Here is an 18,692-nt window from a genome sequence, read left to right as displayed (position 1 = left end):
GAATGAGATTAGAATGAGATTAGAATATTACAGATACACTATCAAAATGACCTGTGAGGAATAATTAAAGTGACAATAGTTCCTTTCCCTTCTTCGGAATAAACTTCGATGTGGCCATCGTGCAGTTTTAATATTTTGTTGGTGAATGGCAGCCCAAATCCATAGCCTTTCACGTTTCGAGCATTGGAGCCCCTAAAAAATGGTTCGTAAATGTTTTTGATGTCTTGAGAAGGAATCCCTACCCCTTGGTCTGTTACCGTAATTTTGGAGCCCTCCACGTTGGAGGTAATTTTGACTATCACCTTTTTATTGTCTGAAAACTTACAGGCATTGTCCAAGACATTGTTTAGCGCTATTTTAAGCAGTCCATAATTGCCCTGAACAACCAAAGCATCAGGATCCTCAGGAATGCTACTTAAATCCAATTCAATTTTGTGCTCTGGACGGACCAAATCCATACTCTGCATTACCTCCATCACCAGTTCGTCCAATCTCACATCTTGTATAAGCCCCTTGTTTTCTTGATTGGTTTGGGCAAACTTCAACAGGCTGTTTATCAACAAATCCAAGCGCTGCGCTTCCTGTTCGATACCTTTAAGCGTATTTTGATACTCTTCAGGATTCCTCTCCTTTATCAAGGCAATTTCGGTTTGTGTTAAAATAGCCGTCAACGGGCTTTTAAGTTCATGGGAAGCATTATTGATGAAATTGCTTTGTACCTCAAAGGAGGTTTCCAATCTATCCAACATATCGTTGATGGTTTTGGACAGTTCGTTCAATTCATCCTTGTTATTCTTAACTGCCAACCGTTCATACAGATTACTGGCTCTAATGGAATTGGTTTTCTTGATTATTTTGGAAAGAGGACTCAGCAATTTGCTGGCAAAATACCTTCCTAAAAAGAACAACAAAACATTACTCAATAAATAAATTACAATCAACGTATTTCGAAGTTTCTTCAGGCCTAATTCACCGTAAACATCAATTGCTGATAATACTAATTTAAAATCCCCTTGATTATCTTCTTGAATACTCCCAACGTAATAGACCTTTTGAATCTTACCATGATATACCACTCCCTTTTTGAGGTTTTTCATGACCTCAACTGGAATATCCTGCTTACTTTCAATTAAATCACCTCCTTTAATCGGGAAAATATATTCCCTTTCCTCAGGCAGCTTCTGCAAATGTTTGTTACGAATATCCTCATAAATGGCTGTATTGAGTTCATCTTTATCAGCATAAGCCTTTGCAGCTATGGAGGCCCTTTTTGCCAACCGGTCCTTGAAACTTTCGTCCATATGGTTTTCAGCAAAAAAATACACCAGTATAAATGCCAATAATTGCATGGTACCGGCCAATGCCATAAAGATTAAGGCTATTTTATTCCTAATCTTCATCTTCCACTACTTTTAAAATATAGCCCATTCCCACAACGGTATGGATTAGTTTAGACTCAAACTGCTTATCGATTTTATTTCGAAGATAGTTGACGTACACATCTACAACATTGGTCCCCATATTAAAATTGATATCCCAAACATTCTCCAACAAATCAACTCTAGAAAGCACCTTGTTTTTGTTTTTCAAAAAATACTCCAACAAACGGTATTCTGTAGAGGTTAACTTAATTTCCTTGCCACACCTAGAGGCGATTTTTGTATCTAAATTCAATTCCAAATCGGAAATAGACAGAACAGAACTTGTCACTGCCTTTTTTTGATGGCGTCTGGAGACCGCCCTTATTCGGGCCAATAATTCTGAAAACTTAAAGGGTTTGGTCATGTAGTCATCGGCTCCTGTATCCAATCCTTTCACAATGTTCTCGGTAGTACCCAAAGCAGAAAGAAAAATAATTGGAATATGCCCAAACCCCATAGTCTTGATTTCTTTGGAAATATCAAAACCGTTCATTCCAGGAAGGATGACATCCAATAAGATTAAGTCTACTTTTTTTTGCTTCAGCAACTCAAAAGCAGTGGATCCATCATAAGCTATTACAGCCTCAAACCCTGATTCATCCAACCCCTTTTTCAAAGATGTAGCAACATTGTATTCGTCTTCAACAATTAGGATACTCTTAACCTCCATAGACTCAATTTAGTATCTCTAAAATAGTTCATTTTTTTAAGATAAACATTGTTGAGATCCCTCTTAAAAACAAAAAAGCCCGACTATGGAGTCAGGCATTTGGATATTCAAAAAGCTCAATTTATCTTTTCAATCCTTTAACAACATACAACATACTTCCTTCACTGGAAGCTGTTACAGGATTGGCATTAGGATCTGTAAAACTTGGATCTACCCAACCGTGGTTCTGAGTAATTAAAAGGAAGGTTTTATCAACTCCCACAACATCTGATATGTCAATCATTCCTGTAATTTCCCAAGCATTGTTAGTCGTACCATAACCTAAAGCTTCAGCTTCTGTTTGGTTACACTCCAAAACGGTGTTCAATTGGTGAGAATTTAAGCTGTACTCATACAAGGACGCAAAATGCTGCTTGTCTGCAGAATCCCAATATCCATTTGGATCTTCTTGGATGTAGATATAATTTTCAGTTACCACAATATTATCTGGACTATGGAATCTTTTAGCCTCTCCATCTACAACATCACCATCCAAAATACAAGTAATGGCACCTGCTTGTGTTGGATCTTCTGGGTTTAAAGTTACTTTATAAACACGACCATAGATAGAACCTTTCCCTACCAAATCGTTCTTTTTTCTTCCTGTCACACAGAAATAGATTTCTCTGTTGTTTTCTGCCGAACCTTTTCTCCAATCGATATCTTCCAACCTAGAGAATCCCATCACTCCTTTAGCTTTACATTCTGCATCCAAAAGGTTGATCTCAGTTTCTTCCAATTGTACAAACTCCATTGGATATGATTGGCCTTGTTCCATGTCCATTTCAAATTCCACACTAGGATCTGTCACTTTCAAGCCATAAAGGTTTCCTCCGTCCAAATCTCCCATATTACCAACATACATACCTAATTGACCTGAAGGTACCACGTTGTCTGAATGGTCATCTCCAATAAACACAACCGTTTTTCCTGGATAGGCATCCTTACCAATTGCCACCGCATTTTCTGTAGACCATTGCCCCATAGCAGGTAACATAGTGGCTACAGAAGCATCGTTGGCATCTTTATAAGGATTGGTTACAAATACTCCTTTGGAAGCTCCTCCCCATTCACCTCCAGAAAGGTAAAGTGGTCCGAAACCATGCTCTTCTGGAGTAATCAAAGATCCTGAACACTGTGCGGTAGACCCCGTTGCTTCAGCATTTAAAATATATTCACCATGAATTGGCTTAAAGTTTTCATTCAAGGTAATTCTAGCAATAGAATAATCAGCCTCAATATTATTGATCAATGTATAAGTACCATCATCGTTTTTCAACAAACCTGCACCATCTGCCATGGACCCGTAAACGAACTCAGGAGAGTTTTCAAGGACATCCTCGGAAGATAAAATAGGATAGATTTCAATGTTTTTGAACCTAGGTTTCACCTCTAATAAAGAGGGTGTAGAAGAATAACTTTGGAATTGGATGGTTCCCGGCTTTTTTGCTGCAGAAGCAACCTCTACATTTTGAGCCAGCTCTTCTTTAGCTACCTCATTGTCACAGGACAACAATGAACAAGCTGCCAAAGACGATAAAAAGAAAAATTTTTTCATTTTTTTTTAGTTTTTAGAATGGATTAATGTTTTCATAAAAATATTTCAACAAATCCTCCCTGTGGTTAACTAAAAATTGGTATTAAATGAAAAAATTGTTTCGAAAATGTTATCAATGTAAATTTTAAGGAACTGTTTAAAATCGTTCCAAATAAAACACTATCAATCAGTTAAAAAAGTAAAATTCAATAACGAAATCCCTTTACACAACTATTAAAACCCAAAACCTAGTCCAAAGGCAACACGAGGCCCATCTACTGAACCAAATATCCCAAGATTGGCAGTGAGCAAATCGGCACCGTTTACAAACAGGCCTCCTCCATATGAATTGTGCCATCTATCAGAATCTTCATTGGTCCACCAAACCCGTCCATAATCAAAACCTCCGTACATCCCAATTTTGATAGGAACCAAAGCTGTTTTTAAATTACTGAAGCTATATCGCACATCTGTATTCTGATAAAAGGCTGTTTTCCCCGTAAAGCGTTGGTTCCGGAAACCTCTTAAACCGTCCAAGCCACCTATAGCAGCCGCTTGGTAAAATTCAAAATCGTTCCCCATATTCACATGTCCCTTTAAGGTAGTTGCCAATACCAACTTCCCAGAGTGATTGAGTTTATGGGCAATTCCCAATTTGGAAATTAGGTAGCCATAGTCCCTTCCATTTGTATCTAGGTTTTGCTTATAACCTAAATTCAAATCAAACAACAAGCCCATAGTTGGATAGGCTTTATTATCATAATTAACAAAATGATAGCGAGCATTAAGTCCACCAAATTGAACTTCATCAAAAATGTACTCCGGTAATTCTCCACTCTGTTCATACACGTACCTATTTTCTGTGTCATGTACCTCAATAGATTCATATCCTACAGCAAAACTGATTTCACTTCCTCTCTTGGAATTCCATACCAAACCTGGTGCTATAAGGAAGGACCGCACTTTTACACGATTGTAGTTCAGACCGAAATCATCGTCATAATTTGAAGTTTCATTACCGTAGCCAAAAAAGTTCAGAGTGTAATTGGGACTTTGGAACCCTGCATTCAAACGTACATTCAAACCTCCCACGGCGTTGGCAAACTCCCCGTGGTACAACAATTCATAGCCATCTGTAGCAAAATAATAGGCTGCCCGAAACTTATGCTGCGAGGTAAATGGATTTCTTTCAAAGCCATATTTGGTATAGGTATCCGCAACACCTATTTTCAAACCATCATCTGGGTTGGCTCCCACAATTGGGATTAATTGATTGGTGTTGTTCTTGACCTTTTTGTAATCGTAAACATTGGTTTCGTAGTCATCTCTTAATTTGATATGAGCTTTCTTGGCCTGACTCAAATCGTTCTTCTTGGATTTATAATCATAGATGACCACATTTTTTCCTTTATCTACGATAAATTCATCATTGTTCTGTCCTCCAATCAAACGAATTTTAATCCGTTTACTTTTGCCTTTCACTTCAAAAGTATCGTCATCATCCAATCCATAAATCCATATCTCCTTGGTTTCTTCAGGATCATAAATTCTATGGTGAAATTGGTCTTTTACCGTTCCGTCCTTTTTCCTTAGCACACTTACTTCAATCTTGCCATCCTCCATAGCTTCCACCAAAATATAATCGTCCTTATTGGTCGCTGTCACCACACCAAATCGACTTATCAACTTATAATACCTATCGGAAATCACCTGTAAATTGGTGCGACGCTGTTTTAAAATACCTTTGATTCTATCTATGGTTTCATCCTGAACTTCTTTTGGAAAATGAACAAAGGCTTCCTCTATCACCTCATCGGTAATGTGTTTCTGGATATAAGCCACTTGAGCATCCCAAACCGATTTATCCACATCCACTAAAAATGCCATATCCAAAGGAAAAGGCTCCGCATTGACACCTTTTACATCTTTCAAATCCGGTGTATATGATCTCAATACACGGGCTGCCGGTATCAAGGTCACGCCTGCACCCAACATAAAGCCTTCGGACATCATACTGAAAGATTGGTCGCGATCCCTCGGCAAAGCTCGATAGACTTTTTTGCCGTCCTCCTTGAATTCCATCCAACGCCATTGGTCATGGTGGCGATCCCAATCGCCAATAAGCATATCAAACAATCTGGAGCGTACAAACTGCTCTTGGTCAATCTTCACATCTTCATCGGAATGCACTTCTTCGATGACGTCCAAAGTACTGATGATGTCTCCCGTAAAACTTTCCCCTGCGAGATGCATATGCCCTTCAGAAGCATGCTCTTCCAAGAGGTAGAGTTCATTCCCAAAGTCATCATTAAAATCCTGTAACGCGTTTTGCTTTGGGATATAGTACAATTTCGGATTCAAATGATACACACCAACAGCATCAGATAAGGTTCCCACAGTTAAAGGGGCATACGGATGGGCTCCTGTAAAAACATCCAAGACCAACTTTTCACTGGCGGTGTCCTCAAATTGCCCTTCCACATATTGATCCTTGAACATGGAAGCCTGAATGTATTGTGTGGCACTTTTACGAACTGCCCTCATCACATATTGCTTGCCTTCGGCATCCTCCAAACGCAGGGATCGTGATTGTGTGCCTCCCCCTTTTCTTATAGGAGTTAGCCCTCCAAACAAGGTATCCAAATTGACGGTTTTGGCCGTAACCGGCATGCTATAATACTCTCTATAGCGTTCTCCCCATAGAAATTTATAAAATTTGGATTTATCGGTTTCCTCTTTTGAATACAATGAAGCGCTAGTGGAATCCTGAAATTGCTTTGGATAATTAATACTTGTGTGTGCTTTAGCTTGGTGAATTTCCTTTTTAAATACACAGTTATTCGAATATGTTTCAAAAAACTGAACGTCGGTAGACTGGTCTTTATGGATGTTCAATAATGCAAACCCATACTCTCCCCAACCAAAATCTCCTTCTCGATGTCTTACACCTGTTTCTTTTGAACCGGAACCACTAATGATCTGCGTTAAATTATCACGCTGAAGAAACTGTATGCTATGCTCATGACCAGATAAAAAGATAACCTTATCATTATGTTGGGATGCCGCAATCAGGTTTTTTCGCAAATCGTTATAAAACCAATTGGAAATATCGGCATTGGAAATGCCGGAAGTACTCCGGAGAATATTTTTAAAAGTTCCTAAACCAGGTAAGGGTTTCATATGATCCCAAAAGGTGTACTGCCCTCCGTGGGGTCCGTTGGTAAACAAGGGGTGATGAATAGCTACCAAAGTGGTCTTTCCCCTCGCCTTTTTGATTTCACTCCTGAACTCCTCCAAAAACCGCGTCCTGGTGTTGATCTCGCAATCGTCATTAATTGTTGGGTGTTTGTTCCAATTGGTTATGTACCATTGCGAGTCTACAATCAGCAGTACCACATCGTCATTGAGGTTCACCTTTTCAAAGGGACAGCCATTTTCTGGTTGGAAGGTGTTTTTACCAAGCTCCTTTTCTACAAATTTTTCCTGACGCTTTAATCCGTCAAGACCACTATACCAATCATGGTTACCGGGAATAAAATATACTTTCCCTGGAAATTTAGAAGCGATATCAGTTTGTAATTTTAATGCCTTTTTAGCTGCCTCGTATCCCTTGTGTCCTTTGTTTGGAAATCCCTTGGGATAAATGTTGTCACCCAAAAACATCAAAATGTCATCTTCATCGGCTGCTTGAAAGTTGTTGTACAAAGCCTTCAAGGATCTCGAGGCTCCTCCATCATCATCGGGTTTTCCCGCATCCCCAATTAAAAACACATTCAAGGTCTCTTTATCTACATGCTGAATCTGTTCTGGTTGGGGTGCTTCATAAAAATAACGATGGCTCGCACAACCAACAAAAAATACCGAAAGGAAAACAAGTAGTTTATACTTCATACAAAAAGAACATCTCATAGGGAAACTTCCAAATCGGCAATCGATGCCAAGCTGTCCAACTTCTGAAGGTCTGGATTGATCTCTGCCCTTAATGCCTTAATCCCACTGGCTCCTTGAAGTTCTTCCAATTCCACAATTTCTATGGAATTGCCTATGTAATTTTTAGATTGTAAAAATTCAAAATAATTGAGGTACTCCTGTTCCACCTCATTGCTGGAATATACCACACATAATTTATGCGGCTGAGTGAGGCGTTCATTGGTACCTTTTATATACGCCTTATCAATGCGCTTTTTAATCATTTCGTATCGCACATTATATGCTCCATCCACATCAAAATGCTTTTCGTCAATACGATAGCGTATGGTCAAAGGCACATCGTACACCAAAATCAATGAGGCCACATCCAACTTTACCGGGAATTTACTATGCTGCTCATAGTACATGGCTTCCATTTCACACATCACTTGAAGTTGCCACAACCTTAGATTATACAACACCGACTCATGGTAATTGCCATGTTCGGCTATGGATTGCCCAACATACATATTGTGTTCAATACCGTCTGTTTTGAACTTTTCAAAATAATGCGGAAAAATAGCCTGGGCCATTTCCTGTTGTTTATCCAAAAAGGCAGAAAGCTTTTTATTAATGAGGTTTATGGAATGGTCATAATTCTTTCTAGCTACATAAAGGGATCCTGTTTCCTCATCAAGAGATTTTAAAAAGGCCCTAACTGAATCAGTCTGAGTATTAGAAGCCTCCAAATGCTCAAACAGAGGCAATATATGTTCATCAAAGAACAGGTGAATTTCCTGTTCCGTATTGCTATGAAAGTCTGCTTCCAACTCAAAAATATGTTTATCGATTTGGTATACCAACTGCTCATAAAATGGCATGTTTTGTACTGCGATCAATTCCTGAAGGATGTTTTTGGACTGTTGCAAGGCCAGTAGCAAATCTTGTTTAATGGCGCTATTTCTTGCATCCGAAGACCCTACCACATCTATTTGGCCATACAATGGATATACATTTTCAAAGACAATTTCATGAAATGTGGGCGATTCTCCCAAACTTTTATTTTGAATGTATGCGTTGGCCTCTTCCACAAAGCGCCATTGCACCGAAGGGTGTATGGAGGTACATTCGTTTTGTATCACGGCACTCACTTCATTTTCATATTCCGTAATGGTACGTTTTACATAACTCAAAATAAAAGGCATAATGCTGTCCAACTTCACCATATTAATGGCATTAAGCTGATTGGCTTTAAAAGTAGCCAACTCAATGATAAACTGAAGCTCACCATCAATTACCATAGGCAAGAGTACGGCACTCTTCAATTGCTTTTCTACAAGGGTATCTCTCAACCTATTGCTCTTGGATTCCTTTTGGTAGCGTTCTATATTTGGAATTATCACCGGTTGGTGCTCTACAAACAAGCGTTCGTAAATATATTTACAGGCATAATTACTACAGGTAAGCTTATCACCTCTTTTCAATGTAAGCGCTCCAAATCCTTTATCAAAAGGTGGCAATAGTTGATTGCCATCCACTTTATAACTTCCAACCTCTAGGTCCTCAATGCCAAAAATCTTCCTAATATCTTCAACAATGGCTTCGTAACTTTCTTTTCCAGGTTGAATAAGGTGCGTTTTAAAGGCCTCGATTTGATGGTCTAATGTTACATCAATCATGTTTACAATTCCAAAACCTTCCACGGTCCATGAATTTTTTGGAAAATAACGACTCCAAACACTCGTGTCATGGGCATTGGTCAACAATTCATCCAAAATATCCTCTGTAATCTCAATAGCATTGGTATTGGGATAGATATCCAAAAAATCGGCATTATAGGTCACCCTGTATACACGAGTATTCCCTTCCTTATCCTGCAAGCCAATTTGTTTAGGCCTTCCAAAATCTACATTAAAACCATAATGTTTATTGAGAATAATGGCGTAGGGCATAATGTTTAAGGCCTCTTCAGATTCCTTATACAGTTTTCTGAATGCTTCACCGGTATCTGAGCTAGTTTGACTGTTAATATCATTAAACCTTTGGGACACATAAAAAAACTGATTGGAATAGGGAAATACGGCTACCTTGATTTCATTACTTCCCAACACCGAAGGGAACAAAAAGGACATTACCTGATCAATTTCTTTGCGGTACACATTAAATTCCTCGGCAGAACTACTCCCGCTAACCAAAGCTGGACACTGTTCAAAAATAGCCATTACCTGCTCCGCCTGAAAGCGCTCCATAGGATTATTGGATGACAACAAAGTCTCGTAGCGCTCCTTTAAATATCTAAATGAAATAATTGGTTTAAATGGTCCTGTGTTGAACTTTTCCATAGGCTACTGTATTATTTAATATCTGCCAAAAAATGATAACTCACTACAAACGACAATGCCGAAACAATAATGCCTATCATGAATACCGTATACGTGATACGCAGCAAGCGGTACTTACGTTCTAAGACCAATCCCAGATAGTACAAATCTCTGGTCATTGAATTGTAAAGTATGTCTTCGTTTTGCATCAAATAGTCGATGCCCCACTCAAAATCTTGCAAAGACATTTTATAAAAGTTACCAAAAAACAACAAATTGGTCTTTTTGGACTTGATCAATTCACGTGTTAAAGTCTCATTAAAGTTGGCATCGTCAGAAATATTGGGACGTGTAGACAAAACCGACAATACCACAGAAGCAACACTAAACACCATTAAAATAAGCGTAGGATACACCAAAAATGAATTGGACGCATTGTCCAACTTTGGCACCAAACTAGAAAGCGCCACCGAAATGATGATCGCGTTTACAGATAGTAAAATATTCGCCTTGGTATCGGCTATGGCACTAAGCTCTATATGGTTTTTAAGCGTCACCCTAAACATGGTCTCTACTCCCCTCCCTAAGCCCTTGTTTTTGGTTTTATTACGCTGTTTCTCCTCTATCTTTGTGATTTTTTGGTCCAGCTCAAAGTTGTTCATTTCCTTGATGGGCTGCCATTTGGAAAGGGCATGCTTACTGTAAAATTGGTGCTTATCCATAAACTGCTTGTTCTGTAGCAGCCATTCCAATTCAGAAATCTCCTGTTCCTTTTTGTATTTTTCCTCACGTCGCAACTTTTCAGAAATCTCGAAAAAAGCTTCAGACGCCACATGTCCACAATCGGCATCCTTTATCACACCCTCCAGAGCATTGTTGGGCTTACGATCCATTTTGGTGGCCAAAATCAATTGCTCCACTTTTGTTATATCCTCTTGGGCCACTTGCTTTGACTCTAAAAATTCCCTGGCCAAAGCGGCACTTGCCTCCTCATGTCCTAAATCCTTTTCAATAAATCCGGTATCATGAAACCAAGCAGCCATTTTCAACCAAAAAGCATCCGTGTCATTAAGGCCCTCCTTGGCACTCAATTGCGTAACCGCTTCTACCACTCTACACGTATGTTCTATGTTGTGATAAAAGTTTTTAGGGGACAGTTTCGTTTCAAAAAGCTGACTCACAAAGTCTTCCGATTGCTGTAAGAGTTCTTCTTTCATAAATTAAAGATAATGAAATTTGGCTACAAAAATCCCCTTGGTAACTTTGGTCACACTCAAGCAGTAGCAACCTAACATTTTATAATTCTTTTGAAAAAGAAATGATTAGAATACGCCGAGAAATAAAATCCCTTGAAAATATCGCATTGCAGATTAACCTTTGGACCATTATTTATTTCATTAATTTAGCCCTAAATCCACAACACTTATCATATGACAAAGGCTAAACACATAATTGCACTGGTGGTTTGCTTTGCATTTTCACTTTTGGAAGCATTTGCACAGGACATAAAAACGTTTCAAGTGGCAGACAACCTTTATTTTGTGGGAGACCGTACCTTTTCTTGTTTTTATATCACGGAAGCATCCGTTATTGTCATAGACCCCTTAGATTCTACAAGAGCTCAAGCTACTTTAGCAGCCATAAAAAAAGTAACCAACAAACCCATTTCCACAGTATTTTATAGCCATAACCATTGGGACCATATTAGTGGTGGCAAGGTGTTCCAAAATACTGACACTAAATTCATCAGCCATATAGAAGCCAAAAACAACATTGCACCCAATAATGCTGTTATCACTCCAACCGAGACTTGGCAAGGCAACACCACCTCTTATGATTTTGAAAACGGTCAAGTGCTAGAACTTTTCTATTTTGGCCCCAACCATGGTGCGGGGATGACTGTATTTCGCTTTGCAGAGCACAACGCAGTTTTTATTGTAGATCTTGTGGTTCCCGATAGGGTTCTTTACGCCTATTTGCCAGATGCCAAACCCAAGCATTGGGTAGAAAGCTTGGAACAAATCCAAAAGTTGAAATTTGAAAAGGTATACATGTCGCATATGCGAGTGGATGGCAACAGAAACGATGTTACTTTTATGCAGGAATATTTCAAGGCTTTGTATGCTGCTATTGATAAGGAATTGGCCAACAATACGCCTTTTTTTGACATTCCTTATGCCGTAAAACTACCTCAATACGCCCATCTAAAAAATTACAACCTATGGCTCCCCATGAATGTGTGGCGTATTCTTATGGAGAAATCTATTGGCCAATAGGTAATTAGTACTTTAAACAAACTACCTTAACACCCTCATATCAAACAATATATACATAAAACATTTCTAAAATACTACTTTAAAAATTCGAAATAGGTTCTTATTTTTACTGAAAATACAACACCCAGATTAACATGAATTACAAAACGCTCCTCTTAGGAACAATAACCCTAATCCTCCTAGGTTGCAAAGCAGACACAAAAACTTCATTTGTTTCCGATACCTATCCAGATATAGCCATTGTTCGCGCCATGAAAAATGTCATGTGGGATGGTGCTTTGGAAGGAGCTATTCTATTGGATACCATATCCAACAAGCGTGGGTTGTATGGTCTTGGCCCTAAAAGTTATCTAACGGGTGAATTGCTTATCTTTGACGGGCACAGCTATGTTTCCAAAGTAACTTCAGATTCTACCATGGCAGTAGAAGAAACCTATAATGTGTCAGCACCATTTTTTGTCCATACCAACATACAGGAATGGGAAACCATTGAACTGCCCGCTTCCTTAAAAACAATATCGCAATTGGAGTTGTTTATAGACAGTAATACCAAAGCATTTAAACGGCCTTTTACCTTTAAACTGCAAGGTACTGTTAACAACGCAACCATCCATATACAAAATTTGCCAGAGGGTTCTAAAGTGTCCTCTCCTAAAGAGGCACATCAAGGTCAGGTTAATTATCCATTGGAAAATGAAACTGTAGACATCGTTGGGTTCTTTTCTACAGAGCACCAAGGAATCTTTACACACCATGACTCCTTCATGCACATGCACCTAATTACCAAAGACCGTCAAAAAATGGGCCATTTAGATGCTGTTGAAATAGACAAAATGACGCTGTATTTACCGAAACTTTAAATTCCAATAAGCGAAACCAATTCTTTGATGAATCCGTTATTTATAGGCTTCTTCTTTCAATTTCTTCTTAAAGGCTAAATAAACACCATTACTCCATCCAAAACCATTTTGCAGAGGATATTCCCCTCCTCCAGCTTCCAAGCTTAAGTCTTCCACATTGTACTTCTCCATAAATTTTCCTGTAGCCCCATATACCCTTTCGTTAAGGGCTACCCATCGTTCCATAATGGTTTTGGCCAAGGTGTAGTGCCCGTAATTCTCCAATCCTATTACCGTCATCCATTGTAAGGGAGCCCAGCCATTTGGCGCATCCCACTGCTCACCTGTATGGAAATTGGTTGTGACCACTCCTCCTGGTTTCAAGAATTGTCCTGAAATAACACTGGCAATGGCATCGGCCTGTTCCTGTGACGTCATTTTAAAATACAGTGGATACACCATGGCTAGGGATAAGCGTCCTGTTGGTTGTTGCGTGCGCCAATTATAATCTTCAAAAACACCTTTGGCCTCATTCCAACTCAAAGAATTTAAGAACTCCTTTCTGTTTTGCTGACTCCTTTTTAATTCTGCCACAAAATTAGAATCGTCTTTGGCAAAACACTTAATCAATACCCCTTCCATTCCAAAAAGCAAAGCATTGAGATCAACAGGAAGTATTTCCAATGTATGCATGGTATTTAAATGGGAAGCATCCATCAACCAACGGGAGCTAAAATCCCAACCAGACTCCGCCGCAGCTCTAATTTGTCTGTAAAATAGGGTATCGATTGTTCCTTCTTTCTTAAGATTGTAGTCCTCTTTATACGATTCATCCCTTGGTTGATTTAAGGCATCATAATAACGATTCATTAATCCAAATTCCGTTGAAACTGCATGTTGATAAGCTGTATCTGAACCTTCATAAGTCATCCAATACTCGTATTCCTTCCGTAATACTGCCCGATATTTCATATAGACATCATCGCCTTTGTAACTTGCAAAAAGCACAATCATTTGTGAGAAAAATGGGGGTTGCGACCTTGAGATATAATAACTGCGATTGCCATTAGGTATATGCCCGAAAACCTCAATGAGATAGGCAAAGTTGTCCAACATGGCTTCAATGGTTTCAAACTTCCCACTTTCAGCCAGACCCAACATAGTAAAATAGGAATCCCAATAATACACTTCCCGAAAACGCCCGCCTGGTACTATATAGGCATTTGGCAGAGGTATCAAACTATTCATTTTATGCGTTGTATCCGCTGTTTGGCTTAGGAAGGACCACAAGGCCTCTATATGTTCTTTAGCAGTTCGTAAAGAATCATACCCAAAGCTCCTCTGCTGTACCTCCGGACGAATAAAATATCTATTTACATAATTGTCTAGCCTAAAATTGTGTAGCGTTTTTTCTCTATGGTATATTCCTAAAATGGAATCGTAAGGTAGTTCAGCTGTACAATCCACAAAAGTCTTACTATCTCCAAACACATCCGACAATTGCACCTCCACAAATAAATCTTTCAACAATGCGCTTGGTGGTTGATACGATACTTTTTGTGCCTCTGAAGGTAAAACAATTGAAGTTGCTTCCTCTTTGCAGGACCACAACAAAAAACAAAGCACATAAATGTAAAATCTCATAAAATTAGGCTTTAGCTTCCTTTAAAATACGTTTTTTTTTCAGATATGATTAAACCTACAAAAAATGAGAAGCTGCCTTTTAGGGCAGCTCCTCTGTACACAGTCACGTATACACCTTAATCTGAAAACTCAGCTTTTTATGTCCTTATGACAATTTTATAATACTATCTATACAGCGTAAAATGTCCAACAAACTCTCTGTCGTTATTTGAACTGTTCAGCCTTACTACGTACCAGTAGTCACCCGTTGGCAGCTCTTGGTTTTTGTACCTTCCGTCCCAGTACTGTCCTTGGTGATAGGTACCCACCTTACGGCCATACCTGTCGTAGATATCAAACTCCAGATTCGGGAAGTCATCCGTACAAGGCGCCCAAGTGTCCTGGATACCGTCACCGTTAGGGGTAAAGTAGTTTGGGATACATGGGTCTATGTATTCAAGGAAGATTCTAGCCTCTGCCACACAACCATTGCTATCGGTAACAGTGACCAAATATTCTCCCGTTTCGGAAATCATAAAGGTATTCTCACTACCGTAGTCCTCATCGTTAAGGGTAAAGGTATACTCTCCGTTACCTCCCGTGGCCAAGGCTACGATCTGGTTCTGGTCCCCTTCGTTAAGGGCCAAATCCACTGGCATGAACACACCAATATCAAAGAACTCCGTGGTCTGGATACAGCCATTTGTATGGCGTACCTCTATATAGTGGTCGGTTCCCGGAGGTACATTTTCGAACACATTGCTCACCTGGTAAGGACCACCGTTCAAGGAGTAGTCCACTTCGGCAGGATCCACGCTCTCGTCTATCAATACCGTCACAACATTTGTGGAGAAGTTGTCGATACATACGTATTCCACTTCCAACAGAGGGTCAAGGTTCACGGACTCAGGGAAAGTGATGTTCCACTCCGACTCACAGCCCATGCTATCTTGAACATATACAATATGGTCTCCACCGGCCAATCCAGTAAAGTCAAAAACGGTCTGACCAGCAGCTCCCGTGGTATACGGTCCCTCGTACTCATCCAAGCTTACGCTGTATGGCGCCGTTCCTCCGGAGATCTCGATACTGAACTCTCCGTCGTTATCGCCCTCACATGGTGTTGGCAATATAGAATCGGGCACGATGCTCACGATCAACGGCTCAGGCTCTGTAATGGTAAAGCTGAACATTACATAACAGCCCAGCTCGTCCTGAACGATCACCTCGTAGTCCCCTGGCCAAAGGTTCTCGAACACATTGGTCTCGAAGAACTGGTCCATCTGTGGGGAGATGGCATACTTGATGATGCCGGTCCCTCCCGTAGCGGTAATCTCCAAAGAACCGTCATTACCACCGTAACAGGCTACGTTGTTGATCTCAAAGGTTGCTTCCAATGGCGCATTGGGTTCGGTAATAGTGATGGTCGCTGAAGTGCTTTCACAATCACCGCTCTGCACATGTACCGTATAGGTACCTGCCAAGAGTTCCGTAAACACCCCTGGGGTATCCTGTACCGCAGTTGGGATGGCATTGCCGGCGGCATCCTGCAAGGTATAGACATAGTTACCCAGACCTCCCTCGGCAACGGCAACAATGGTTCCGTTGTTGTCGCCCGCACAGTTGATGGTCGGGTTGGTAGAGGCCAACTCGATAGTCAACTCTGGAAGCGGATCTATGGTGATCTCATTGGATACTATCGCTATACATCCATTGGCATCCATAACGTAATATTCATAGCTTCCCGCCGGTACCGTAAAGGATATAGAGGATGTGAACGATCCCAATACTGTTGTAAAGGCACTGGTATCACTATAGGTATAGGCTCCCGTTCCGCCCGTAGCGCTCAGGGTAAGCTCCCCATCGTTCAGACAGGTTGGCGAGGCACTCTTCACCAAACTCGCCTCGATGGCCGTAGGCTCGGAGATGGCAATGTCCACAGAAGTGGTGCTACAGCCATAACCATCGGTGATGGTCACGTTGTAGGTCCCTGCCCCCAAGTTGGCAAACTCGTTAGAGGTCTGCGGACCAGAGGTACTGGCTATAGGAGCCAGTGTATTTAAGGTATAGGTATAGTTGCTTTCCTGTCCGCCCGTTACGTTGTCTACAACAATTGTAGCGTTCTCGTCTCCAAAACAGGACAGCATGGTCGTACTCGGTGTAAAGGTCGCAGCAATAGGCTCTGGAATTTCCAAAGTTACATCCACAGAATCAATACAGCCTTGTGCATCCATAACGTTTACCGTATAAGTTCCAGCTGAAAGCCCAGTAAAGGTTCCATTTGGTGAATTGGCCACCGTTGCAGCTCCGGTCAATTCATATTCATAACTGCCCCATCCCCCTTCGGCAATAGCCGTAATGGTTCCCTGGTCATCGGTACAGGTTACGTTGGAAGTTTCCGTGGCCGTTAAAGTCAATTCTTCAGAAGGCGATCCTATTACTACTGTGGAAGTCGCAGAACAGAACGGAATGTCCGTTTCGGTGATCACCACCGTAAAAGTACCGGCATTCATGCCCGTTACCGTTTGTGGGTTGGTAGCCGTATTGGCCGCAACCGCTCCCGTTACCGATACCCCGGCATTGTCAAATACTTCATAGGTATAGGCTCCAGAGTAATTAGACACGTTGATATCGAAGGCGCCCGTATCATCTCCAAAACAGGTTACTGTACTTGGCGTGGTCGTAAAGCTTGGCAATATGGCCTCTGGTAAATTTACACTTACCTCTTCCGTACAGGAAGTTACGGTATCGGTTACCGTAACAGTATACAGTCCAGAAGGCAGTCCAGAGTATACATTACCGGACAGCGTTGCCGTGGCCGGGTTTGGACTGATGGTATAGGTAAATGTTCCTGAACCTCCTGTATTTGTAATGGTCAGTGTACCATCATCATTGTTACAAGTAGGTAAAGCAGTTACTTCTGGAGTTATTACCAAAGGTGCTACAATGCTTACCGTTACCGTGTTCCCACAACCATTGGCATCCATTATCTCTACCGTATGGTCTCCTGATGCTAGGTTCGTTATGGTAAACGGCGCCGTCTGTGTCTGGAAGGCCCCACCGTCAATACTATAGCTGTAAGGAGCAATTCCAGTTATATCCAAAGTTACCTGTATTTCAAAAGTCCCATCTACGTCCAGACATTCATTGCTTACCGATGCTGAAATTGAAGGAATTGCATCCTGAGGTAATACCACCACTGGACTACTTACAATACAGCCATAGGCATCCATCACATGTACATAGTAGTCCCCTGCATCCAAATTGAAGGTATTGGCCGAAGCCCATCCTGTATCGGCTGCCAAAGGCGCTGTTGCCGTAGTAGTTATTTGGTATTGGTAAGGAGCTGTTCCATCATGTCCAACGGCACTGATTAATCCAGAATTGGCATTACAGTTGGCATTCTGATCTACAGAGGTCGTTAGGCTCAACGGAATTTCCGATTCCGTAATATTGAACGGTACCGTTACAACACTACAACCAGCATTAGTACCTGAAGTTTCACTAATTAAAACATAGTAGTTTCCAAAAGGCAGTGGACCTAATTCTGTTACTGTCATGTTTCCTCCTGCAGGAACAGAACCTGATCCTGTAATTCCTGTAGAGACTAAAGTCATAGAATCAAACACCTCATAGGATACATTGGTAGCTGTTCCATAAGAACTGTTAATTGTAAAGGATACATTTCCATCGGCACTACCAGTACAAGTAATATTATTGGAAGTTACTGCTGTTGCCGTTAAGGTGGAATTGGTTGGAATTGCCTCTGTGGCTGGTTCGTAATAACTACAGTTGGTTGAGGCATCATATACTATAAACGTATATAAAACTCCTGGTGTAAGGCCTGTAAATGTGGCCGACTGGCTGCCAGGGGCATCCTCTGGAATCCATGACCCCGCTGGGTTTGGATATACCGATACCGGTCCCTGGTAGATGCTGAAATAGAACGGCCCAGTACTTACTAAGGTAGAGCCAATACTCACAACAGCCTCTCCTCCGGTAGTACAGTCCACAGTTGTTGCAATGGAAATATCAAGATCGGTTGGTGGCGAGGCCA

Annotated in this window: 10 protein-coding genes; 2 read left to right on the top strand and 8 right to left on the bottom strand. The window is 40.8% G+C overall.

From position 1 onward, the window contains the following. Positions 1-41 precede the first annotated feature (41 nt). From ZA05_RS14410 to ZA05_RS14385, 6 genes are all read right to left on the bottom strand, one after another. A complete protein-coding gene (locus ZA05_RS14410) occupies positions 42-1,400 on the bottom strand; it encodes a HAMP domain-containing sensor histidine kinase (protein ID WP_053992391.1) in 1,359 nt (452 codons plus the stop codon). Further along, entirely contained in the window at positions 1,390-2,091 is a 702-nt protein-coding gene (locus ZA05_RS14405; RefSeq protein WP_053992390.1) for a response regulator transcription factor, read from the bottom strand. The genes ZA05_RS14410 and ZA05_RS14405 overlap by 11 nt, the downstream gene beginning before the upstream one ends. A 121-nt stretch (positions 2,092-2,212) precedes the next feature. Then, positions 2,213-3,688, bottom strand: a complete 1,476-nt coding sequence (locus ZA05_RS14400) for an alkaline phosphatase PhoX (protein WP_053992389.1) — start codon at positions 3,686-3,688, stop codon at positions 2,213-2,215. A gap of 213 nt (positions 3,689-3,901) precedes the next feature. Beyond that, positions 3,902-7,558 carry a metallophosphoesterase gene (locus ZA05_RS14395; protein ID WP_053992388.1) on the bottom strand — a complete coding sequence of 1,219 codons (3,657 nt, stop codon included), beginning with the start codon at positions 7,556-7,558 and terminating at the stop codon, positions 3,902-3,904. A 14-nt stretch (positions 7,559-7,572) separates the two neighbouring features. Beyond that, positions 7,573-9,918: a hypothetical protein gene (locus tag ZA05_RS14390; RefSeq protein WP_053992387.1), complete on the bottom strand. Its 2,346-nt coding sequence runs from the start codon at positions 9,916-9,918 to the stop codon at positions 7,573-7,575. Positions 9,919-9,929: 11 nt separating this feature from the next. Continuing rightward, positions 9,930-11,114: a Pycsar system effector family protein gene (locus tag ZA05_RS14385; RefSeq protein ID WP_053992386.1), complete on the bottom strand. Its 1,185-nt coding sequence runs from the start codon at positions 11,112-11,114 to the stop codon at positions 9,930-9,932. 213 nt (positions 11,115-11,327) lie between these two features. Between ZA05_RS14385 and ZA05_RS14380 the strand changes: the two genes are divergently transcribed. Together ZA05_RS14380 and ZA05_RS14375 are read left to right on the top strand one after the other, a co-directional pair. Further along, positions 11,328-12,173, top strand: coding sequence for an MBL fold metallo-hydrolase (locus tag ZA05_RS14380; protein WP_053992385.1), 846 nt, complete (start codon positions 11,328-11,330; stop codon positions 12,171-12,173). 134 nt (positions 12,174-12,307) lie between these two features. Then, on the top strand, positions 12,308-13,033 hold the full coding sequence (locus ZA05_RS14375) for an acetolactate decarboxylase (RefSeq protein WP_053992384.1): 726 nt from the start codon (positions 12,308-12,310) through the stop codon (positions 13,031-13,033). Between the two features lie 36 nt (positions 13,034-13,069). Here ZA05_RS14375 and treF read toward each other — a convergent pair whose 3' ends face one another. Both treF and ZA05_RS14365 read right to left on the bottom strand, forming a co-directional pair. Further along, positions 13,070-14,656, bottom strand: coding sequence for an alpha,alpha-trehalase TreF (treF, locus tag ZA05_RS14370; protein WP_053992383.1), 1,587 nt, complete (start codon positions 14,654-14,656; stop codon positions 13,070-13,072). Positions 14,657-14,820: 164 nt separating this feature from the next. Then, on the bottom strand, positions 14,821-18,692 hold a 3,872-nt coding region (locus ZA05_RS14365), incomplete at its 5' end, for a T9SS type B sorting domain-containing protein (RefSeq protein WP_157514719.1).

The organism is Mangrovimonas sp. TPBH4 (genome assembly GCF_001280505.1).
In the GTDB taxonomy this organism is placed as follows: Bacteria; Bacteroidota; Bacteroidia; order Flavobacteriales; family Flavobacteriaceae; genus Mangrovimonas_A.
Note: the sequence above shows the minus strand (reverse complement) of the source record. Positions and strands in the feature narration are given on the sequence as shown.